At 66.4% G+C, this 9,317-nt stretch carries 6 protein-coding genes; all 6 read right to left on the bottom strand.

Annotated elements, in window-relative coordinates; genetic code table 11:
• On the bottom strand, positions 1 to 572 hold a 572-nt coding region (locus tag ACE3SL_RS04370; RefSeq protein ID WP_374524540.1), incomplete at its 3' end, for a YqaA family protein.
• Positions 573 to 722: 150 nt separating this feature from the next.
• A complete protein-coding gene (gene purH / locus ACE3SL_RS04365; protein ID WP_374524538.1) occupies positions 723 to 2,315 on the bottom strand; it encodes a bifunctional phosphoribosylaminoimidazolecarboxamide formyltransferase/IMP cyclohydrolase in 1,593 nt (530 codons plus the stop codon).
• A 237-nt stretch (positions 2,316 to 2,552) separates the two neighbouring features.
• Positions 2,553 to 3,569: a phytase gene (locus ACE3SL_RS04360; RefSeq protein WP_374524539.1), complete on the bottom strand. Its 1,017-nt coding sequence runs from the start codon at positions 3,567 to 3,569 to the stop codon at positions 2,553 to 2,555.
• Entirely contained in the window at positions 3,569 to 6,430 is a 2,862-nt protein-coding gene (locus tag ACE3SL_RS04355; RefSeq protein ID WP_374524537.1) for a TonB-dependent receptor, read from the bottom strand. The genes ACE3SL_RS04360 and ACE3SL_RS04355 overlap by 1 nt, the downstream gene beginning before the upstream one ends.
• A 189-nt stretch (positions 6,431 to 6,619) precedes the next feature.
• The gene (locus ACE3SL_RS04350) at positions 6,620 to 8,398 is read right to left on the bottom strand and encodes a heparinase II/III family protein (RefSeq protein WP_374524536.1); all 1,779 of its coding nucleotides are present in this window, start codon (positions 8,396 to 8,398) and stop codon (positions 6,620 to 6,622) included.
• A 3-nt stretch (positions 8,399 to 8,401) separates the two neighbouring features.
• Positions 8,402 to 9,073: a ribulose-phosphate 3-epimerase gene (rpe, locus tag ACE3SL_RS04345; protein ID WP_374524535.1), complete on the bottom strand. Its 672-nt coding sequence runs from the start codon at positions 9,071 to 9,073 to the stop codon at positions 8,402 to 8,404.
• Positions 9,074 to 9,317: the final 244 nt, after the last annotated feature.

Raw genomic sequence — 9,317 nt, 5'->3', positions numbered from 1 at the left:
GCGCCGATGATCAGGAAACCCGCGACCACCGCGACCAGGAAGGCGCCTGCGACCCACATCAGATATTTGTCGATGAACGCCTTGATCGGCGCCCCGAACAGCCGGAACAGGATTCCGACGAGCATGAAGGAAAAGGCCCGGCTGGCGAGGCTCGCCCACAAAAAGGTCCAGAAATTCATGTGGATGAAGCCGGCGGTGATCGTCAGCAGCTTGAACGGGATCGGCGTCGCGCCCTTGATCAGGATGATCTCGGCACCGAACTCGCGCAGATAGCAGGCGGCCGGCGGAAAGGCGTCGGTCAGCCCGAGCACGCCGAGCAGCCACAGGCCGACGCTCTCGTACAGGAAGTAGCCGATCGAATAGCCGAGCATCCCACCCGCGACCGACGCGAGCGTGCAGATGATCGCATAGCGCACCGCCTTCTTCGGGTTCGCGAGGCACATGAGGCCGAGCAGCGGGTGCGGCGGGATCGGAAAGAAGCTCGCCTCGACGAAGGCGACCAGCGCCAGCCAGAACTCGGCGTGCGGGTGCGCCGACTTCTCCATCGTCCAGTCGTAGAGGCGTTGGATGATCGACGGCTTGCGGGCGGTGGCGGTCATGGTGGTCCTTGAATCAAAGCGGTATCGCCAATTCAATCCGCTCGCCCCGAGCCTGTCGAAGGGCCGTTCTTTCTTTGAAGGAAGAACAGGGCTTCGACAAGCTCAGCCCGAACGGAGCGGGTGTCAGTGGCGGAAATGCCGCATCCCGGTGAACACCATCGCCAGCCCCGCTTCGTTCGCCGCCGCGATCACCTCGTCGTCGCGGATCGAGCCGCCGGGCTGGATCACGCAGGTCGCGCCCGCCTCGACCGCCGCGAGCAGCCCGTCGGCGAAGGGGAAGAAAGCGTCGCTCGCGACCGCGCTGCCGACGGTGCGCGGGGCCGCCCAGCCGTGCGATTCCGCTGCCTCGCGGGCTTTCACCGCGGCGATGCGCGCGCTGTCGCGACGGTTCATCTGCCCCGCGCCGATGCCCGCGGTCGAGCCGCCTTTGGCATAGACGATCGCGTTCGACTTCACATGCTTGGCGACGGTCCAGGCGAAGAGGGCGTCGGTGAGTTCCTCCTCGGTCGGCGCGCGGTCGGTGACGATTTTCAGGTCGGCGCGCGTGATGCGGCCATTGTCGCGGCTCTGTGCGAGCCAGCCGCCGGCGATCGTCTTGAGCATAAGGCCGCCGCGCGCCGGATCGGGGAGTTCGCCGGTCAGCAGCAGGCGGAGGTTCTTCTTCTTCGCGAACACCGCGCGGGCGTCGGCGTCGGCGTCGGGCGCGCAGACGACCTCGGTGAAAATGCCGCTGATCAGCTCGGCGGTCGCGCCGTCGAGCGGCCGGTTGACCGCGATGATACCGCCGAACGCCGAGACGTCGTCGCACTTCAGCGCGGCGTCATAGGCCTCGGCGATCGTCGCCGCGCTCGCGACGCCGCACGGATTGGCGTGCTTGACGATGACGCAGGTCGGATCGGCCTCGCGGAACTCGGCGACGAGTTCGAGCGCGGCGTCGGCGTCGTTGATGTTGTTGTAGCTCAGTTCCTTGCCCTGCACCTGCTCGGCCTGCGCGATCCCGCGCGCGGCGGGGCCGGCGGGCAGGTAGAGCGCTGCCTGCTGGTGCGGGTTCTCGCCATAGCGCAGTTCGTTGGCGAGCTTGGCGGTCAGCGGCAGCGTGTCGGGAAAGAGCTTGCCCTGATCGGCGAAGGCGAACCACGACGCGATCATGCCATCATAGGTCGCGGTGTGCGCGAAGGCGGCCGCGGCGAGGCGCTTGCGGAGGGCGATGGTGGTCGCGCCGTCATGGGCGTCCATCTCGGCGATCACCGCGGCATAATCCTCGGGCTCGGTGACGATGCCGACGAAAGCGTGGTTCTTCGCCGCCGAGCGCACCATCGCCGGGCCGCCGATGTCGATATTCTCGATGATGTCGTCGCGCGGCGCTCCCTTCGCGACGGTCGCGGCAAAGGGGTAGAGGTTGACGACCACCAGATCGATCGCGCCGATACCGTGCTGTTCCATCGCCGCGACATGCGCGGCATCGTCGCGGACGGCAAGGATGCCGCCATGGACCGTCGGGTGCAGTGTCTTGACGCGGCCGTCCATCATCTCGGGAAAGCCGGTGAGGTCGGCGACGTCGAGCACCTGATGCCCCGCATCGCGCAGCGCTTTCGCGGTGCCGCCGGTCGAGACGAGTTCGACGCCATGCTTGACCAGCGCGGCGGCAAGCTCGGCGAGCCCCGCCTTGTCGCTGACGGACAGCAGGGCGCGGCGGACGGGAATCAGGTCGGTCATGGGAAGGGCGGCCTTTGCAAGACGGGAAAGACGCGGCCCCCCTAGGCGGGCGGAAGCATTTGGGCAACCGTTTGAGGGTTCACGCGGAGACGCGGAGGCGCGGAGAAGAAAAATATTCCCGCAGAGGCGCAGAGATCGCAGAGAAAGAAATAGGCGGCCAGGCCGCCGAACTCTTTTCCTCCGCGTCTCCGCGTGAACTGATTCTCTCTGCGATCTCTGCGCCTCCGCGGGAATCTCTTACAGCCCCAGAGCGGCAGCGATCCGGTCCCAGCGCACCAGCTTGAAATTCTGCGCCTTGGGGGCGTTATCGCCGTCCTGCGCCAGAAAAAGCCCATCGGGATAATCCGGGCCGAAGCTGCCCGCGACCGCCTCGATCCCGTCGGTCTCGCTCGTCGCACCGAATGTGCCCGCCGCGATCACGAAGCGGCCGACATAGTCCATCTCCGGCAGGCGGAAGACCGCATAGGCATTGTCGCCCTGTGACGAAGCGAGGAGATAGCGCTGGCCCTTGTGGTCGATCGTCGCGAGGCCCTCGACATCGGCGACGAGGCGCTGGTTGTCGACCGGCGCGACGAGTTTCGCATCGACGCCGCCTGCGTTCGGCACGAGCCGCCAGATGCCGGCGTCTTCCTCGCCGACATAAAGCGTGTCGCCATCGAAGACGCAGCCTTCGGACTGGGTCGGGATCTTATAGTCCCATTGCACCGCGAAGGTCGGCGCCGCGCCTTCGGGCAAGCGGATAGTGCCGACGCGCACCGTGCCGTCCTTGACGATCAGCGCCGCGGTGATCGGGGTGCCCGGCGCGCTCTTCCCGAGGCAGAGGCCATAGGCTTCGCCCGTGCCCGCCGCCGCGCGGCCGAGCGGGGCGATCGCGGGCTTGTCCGGATCGAGGCGGAACAGCGCGAGATGCGCGTTCACCCCGTCGTTGCGGTCGCTCGCGACGATGATGTTGCCGACGACATCGACATTGTTGACGAGGCCGCCCTTGATGAAGGCGATATCTTTGCCGGTCAGGTCGTAGAGGTGGACGCCGGCCTTCTTGTCGGTCGCGACGATCAGTGCGCGGCTGGGGTTCGCGGGATCGACCCAGATCGCCGGGTCGTCGGCGGCGTCGGCCTTGCCGGTGCCGACCGGATCGGTCTCGCCGCTCGCGGTGACGGAGGCCGGCGGCAGGCCGGCGATGACGGGCTTTTCCGTGCCCGCCACGCAGGCGGCGAGCGGGAGGAGCGGCAGCAGCGCGATCAGGCGGCGCATCAGAATTTCACCCGTGCGCCGAACTTCATTGTCCACTTATATTCCTCGAACTGCAGCAGATTCCGCCGCGCGCCGACATTGTTGTAGGCATAATATTTGGCGTTGTTGATGTTCACCCACTCGTAAAAGAGCTGGAACCGCCTGGTCAGATCATATTTGGCCGACAGGTCGAGCTGAAAATGATTGTCGATCATCCGGTCCTCGGGTGCGTCGTCGCCGAGTTCGTCGAGATATTTCGAGCGATAGGTGCCCGCGAGGCGCAGCGAGACCGGGCCTTTCTCATAGCCGAGCGCGACGTTGAAGCTGTGCTTCGACGCGGCGGGCAGGGCGATCTTGCGGAGGTCGGTGATGTCGCCATCGATCGGCACCTTTCCGGTGGCGTCGGTATAGGTGTAATTTGCCTGCACGAGCAGCCCGTCGAGCGGCGAGGGCAGGAAGCGCAGCGCCTGCTGATAGCTGAGTTCGAGGCCCCACACTTTGGCGCTGTCGCCGTTGATCGGGATCGTCGCCTCGTCATAGGCGATGCCGTTGTAGGTGCCCGGATCTTCGAGGTTGGTGTCGACGATGAAGTCCTTGATGTCCTTGTAGAAGACACCCGCCGACAGCGCGCCGCCCGCGGGCAGATAATATTCGACCCCGGCGTCGAAGTTCCACGCGCGGTAGGGTTTGAGGTCGGGATTGCCGAAATCGCCCTCACGTTCGTCGTCGTCATTCTGTTCGATGGTGAAATGCGGCGCGAGCTTCGACAGCTTGGGCCGGACGAGGCTCTTGTAGCCTGCGGCGCGGAGCACGAGATTCTGCTGCGGCTCCCAGCGGATCGTCAGGCTCGGCAGCCAGTCGCCATAGCTGCGCTGGAACTGGTTCGGCGAGACGATGATCGTGTCTTCGTCGGCAGTCGAGCCGTCGGGCAGCGTGCCGTCTTCCTCGACCGTCAGCACCGTGTTCGCGCGAATGTCGTTCTTGGTATGCTCGTAGCGCACGCCGCCGATGACGCGCAGCGTGTCGCTGTCCCAGCGCCCGAGCAGATAGCCGGCGACGACGTCTTCCTTGACCGAATAGTCGTCGAGGATCGAATCGAGCGTCGAGTCGAATGCGTTGAGCTCGAAGATATCGCGGTTGGCGTCGAAGAAGCGGCGCACCCCTTTCTTGTCGAGCACCGGCGCCATGTCGATCAGGCGATAGGTCTGGTCGCCGACGAGGTCGGCCATCGTGAGGTCGTCATTTTCCCAATAGACGGTTTCGAGATTGTAGCTCTTCTTGCGCCAGCGGCCCTTGGCGCCCGCCTGGATCGTGAAGCTGCCGCCGTCGGTCGCAAATTCGCGGCCGAGGTCGAAGCGCGCGCCCCATTCGCGATCGCGCGAATCGGAGAGCGACGTGACCTGGATGCTGTCGAGCTCATATTCCGACGGATTATAGAAATCGGCGACCACATTGGCGGGGCCGCCGACCGTGTACAGCGGCGTACGCGGATCGGTCGTATCCAGACCGATCTGCAGCCCGTCGCCCTCGAATTTCTGCTCGAAGTTCGCAGGGTCGATCGAGCCATTCTCGCGCTCGGTCGATTTGGCATAGCTCACCGAATATTTTGCGTGCCAGCCGCCGGTGTCGGTCTCGCCGCCGAGCACGAGGCTGCGGATGCGCTGACGCTCGAAGCGGTCCTTCAGCGAACGCTGGACCTTGATCTCGCCATCCTCGTCGGGATCGGGGTTGGTGTCGCTGAACAGGAGATTGTCGCTGGTGCCGGAGACCGCACCGGCATCCTCCAGCTTCAGGCTCGTCTCGCGCCGATATTCCTGATCGTCGAACTGGCTGTATACGCCGCGCGCATAGAGCCTGGTCGAGCTGCCGATGCGGACATCGAGGTTGAGATTGGCGCTGAGGCGTTTCCGTTCGACGTCATAGTCGCGGTAGTTGACCTCTTCGGGGAAGACGCGGCCGTCATCCTCGTTCCAGCCGTCGGCCTCAATATTGTCGGTCTCGAACTTGCGCTGATAATAGGAAATGCCGCCCGAGACGCCGACATTGTCGCCAAGGCGCTGCGAGAAATCCACGCTGCCCTTTGGAGTCAGCTTTTCCGACAGGTCGTTGAAGCTGCCCTCGACCTTGGCGGTCAGCAGATTCTTGCGGCGTTCGAACGCGCTCGTCGTGTTGATCTCGATCGAAGCGCCGATCGTGTCGGCATCCATGTCGGGGGTCAGCGATTTCTTGACCTCGATCGATTCGATGCTGTCGCTCGAAATCACGTCGAGCGCGACCGAGCGGATATCGCTTTCGGGGGCGGGCAGGCGGACGCCGTTGACCGAGGTCGCGTTGAGTTCGGGGTCGAGCCCGCGGACCGAGACGAAGCGGCCCTCACCCTGATCGTTGAGGATGTTGATGCCGGGCAGGCGGCGCAGCGATTCGGCGACATTCTGGTCGGGAAACTGGCCCACCGCGTCGCGGGTCAGCACGCTTTCGACGCCGTCGGCGGCCTTCTGCCGTGACAGCGCGCTCGTCATGTTCGCCGATTGGCCGAGGACGAGGATCGTGCCGTCGGTGCCGAGGATCATGGTGACCGTTGCGTTACCGCCATCGGAGACGGTGACGGTTTCGGTGCGCGGCGCGGCACCGACATACCGTGCTTCCAGCGTATAGGTGCCCGCGGGGACGTCGGCGAAGCGGAAGCTGCCGTCGCGGCCGGCTTCGGTTTCGCGATTGAGCTCCACGATGCGAACCTCGGCGCTCTGCAGCGCGCGCGTGTCGCTTGCGTCGGTGACGGTGCCGGTGATGTCGGACGCGAAGGCGGTCCCGGGCAGCGCGGCGGCGAGCGAAAGGCAGGTGCCGAGCAGGATGCGCGAACGGACGGAGCGAAGCGATTGCATATTTTCCCCCTGGAGAGTGCGGAAGATCGCCCGAGCAGATTTGCTTCCGGCGATTCGAGGGGGCGAGTGGCAGCGCGGTGTGACCGCTGTGTTACGTCAGTGTCACACGAGTGAAACAGAGGGGCGGTGATTGCTGGAACAGGCTGAAAATGGCGCGAACTTGCCGCAACATTTTTCGGGAAAGCGGCCTCAGCCGATATGCTTGAAGATCCAGCCGATGCTCGCGCCGCCCGCGGGCGCGGTGTCGGTGACGACGAGCTGTTCGGTCGGGTGCGGGCGGCCGTCGCCATCGACCCACAGGCTTTCCTCGATGGCGAGCTGACCTTCGGAAGTGCGGAACTGCCAGAGCGGTCCGCCCGAGATGCGGAGCAGCGCGCCGAGCTTGTCAGCGGTCAGGCTCGCCGAGATGGCGCGGCCGAGGTGAAAGCGCAGCGTGAAACCCTTGTCGCCCTTGCGGCGGGTGCGCGGGGCAGGGAGGAGCATGTCCTCGCCGCGCAGCTCGCGGCCGTTCGGCGACAGGATCAGCAGGCGGCGGTGGATCAGCCCGTGGCGCCGCGCATAGCCGTCGTGGCTCATCTCGACGCGGCTGCCCTGCGGCGTCTCGCGCCGGTCGAGTTCGACCTCGGTCACGCCGCGGCCGAGCGCGCCGCTGGCGAGGATCGCGGTCGAATTGGTGTCGCCGATCGTCAGCGTCGAATGCGCCGCGGTGGTGCGGAGCCCGCGCGCGAGATCGGCGGGGATCGTCGCGCCGGTCAGCGCTGCGCCGCCGCAATTGACGACGATCCGCTCGTCACCGTCGCTGAGTTCGAAGGCGAGGGTCGAGGCGCAGCCGGCTTCGGTCACGCGCGCGATCGGCGGCGGCGCCGCGTCGGCGAGCAGCACGACCTTGTTCGCGACGAGCCGCTGATAGCCCCAGTCGCGCGCCTGCTTGAGCGGGCGGGTGCGCACGCCGCTCGCCGTGACCACGGCCTGAATATGTGCGGCGTCGGTCGCGCCGCTGCCCTGCCAGCTTCCCATGCCGCCGTCGGCATGGACGAGGCCGAGCAGCGCGGGAACCGCGCGCGCGAGCAGCTCCTGCAGGAAGGGCGGTACTTCCATGCGGCGCATGTCGTAGATGCGCGCGAGCATCGACAGCGCCATGATCGCGTCGAGCTGTGCCTGCGGCGAGCGCGCGATATTGCCGCCGTCGGCGTAGAAGCTCGTCTCGATGACCTTGCGCAGGCCCGCCTCGCCGAAGACCTGCCGCGGCTCGCCCCCGGGCATCAGCAGCGCCGCGGCGACGATGCCGATCCACGCGACGAGCTGGCCGGTGCCGGGGCGCGTCTTGTCGGCGACGCGGTCGAGGTGGCGCGCCGCGCGCGCGAGATGGTTGAGCACCGCCGAGCGATAGATAAGGTCGCTCGACGACAGGATCAGCGGCGCGTGCGCGGCCCAGAAGAGGATGCGCCAGCCGCTGTTCTCGGCGCTCCACGCGGGTTCGCTCACCGTCTCGCCATGGGTGCCGAGCCAGTGGCGCACGACCGCCTCGGCGATCGGGGCGCCGTCGGCGCGGGTGCCGGTCGCGGCGAGATCGCGCAGCCAGGCGAAGCTGTGGAGATAGTCGGCGAAGGGCGGCGCGACGTCGAGCGCGGCGAAATCGAGCTCGCCGAGCGAGAGGCGAAGCCCGCGGTGCAGGAAATGGCCGGCGCGGATCGCGGTGCCCGCGCGCATGTCGCCGGGAACGGGATCGGTCGGCACGCCGAGCAGCTTCAGCGGAAACCGCCCTTTCAGGCGAAAGGCATGCAGCGGGGTGCGCCAGGTCAGCCGGGTGATGTAGTTCGCGACGCGGTCGCCGAGCGACAGGCCCTTGTCGGCAGGCAGGCGGATCAGCCTCTTGCCGGGCTCGATGCCGTCGTCGAGCGGCGGGGTGTCGTCGCCCGGATCGGGAATCGGGCTGGATGGGGCAGAGGTCAAAGGCCTACCCTCCATCGATCAGAGGCCGCGGAGGCGCCGGATATTGTCGGCGTAGGCGTCCGGCCCGCCCTTGAAGGTCGCGGTGCCCGCGACGAGCACGTCGGCACCCGCCGCGATCGCAAGCGGCGCGGTGGCGGCGTCGATGCCGCCATCGACCTCGAGGCGGATGTCGCGGCCCGATTTCTCGATCATCTTGCGCACCGCCTCGATCTTGCGAAGCTGGCTGGAGATGAAGCTCTGGCCGCCGAAGCCCGGATTGACGCTCATGACCAAGACGAGGTCGATGTCGTCGATCAGATAATCGAGCATCTTCGCCGGGGTGCCGGGGTTGAGCGACACGCCCGCCTGCTTGCCGAGCGACTTGATGTGCTGGACGCTGCGGTGGATGTGCGGCCCGGCCTCGGGATGGACGGTGATGATGTCGGCGCCCGCGGCGGCGAAGGCGTCGAGGAAATGATCGACCGGACTGATCATCAGATGGACGTCGAAGGGCAGGGTCGAATGCGGACGCAGCGCCTTCACCACCATCGGCCCGATCGTCAGGTTCGGGACATAATGGCCGTCCATGACGTCGATATGTACCCAGTCGGCGCCCGCTTCCTCGATCGCGCGTACCTCTTCACCCAGCCGCGCGAAGTCGGCGCTGAGGATCGAGGGCGAGATGCGGACGGGCGGCGGCGTAGCGGTCATGGGGACCGGCCTTAACCATCTAGCCGGTAAGGGGCAAGCGGGGGCACGGGCACTATCGGGAATTGTTGTCGTCTTGGGTCATATGGATATATTTCGAACGTCGGAAGGCGACCGATTGCGGACGCTCGATCCAGATCGGCACGGATGGCGGCAAACGACCGGAAGGGGAAGCCAAACCTATACTCCCGTTCGTGTCGAGCGAAGTCGAGACACGCGAAGGCTGGCACTTCCCAAGCGTGTCTCG

This window comes from Sphingopyxis sp., from assembly GCF_041916015.1.
In the GTDB taxonomy this organism is placed as follows: Bacteria; Pseudomonadota; Alphaproteobacteria; order Sphingomonadales; family Sphingomonadaceae; genus Sphingopyxis.
This window is presented reverse-complemented; position numbering and strand designations above follow the sequence as displayed.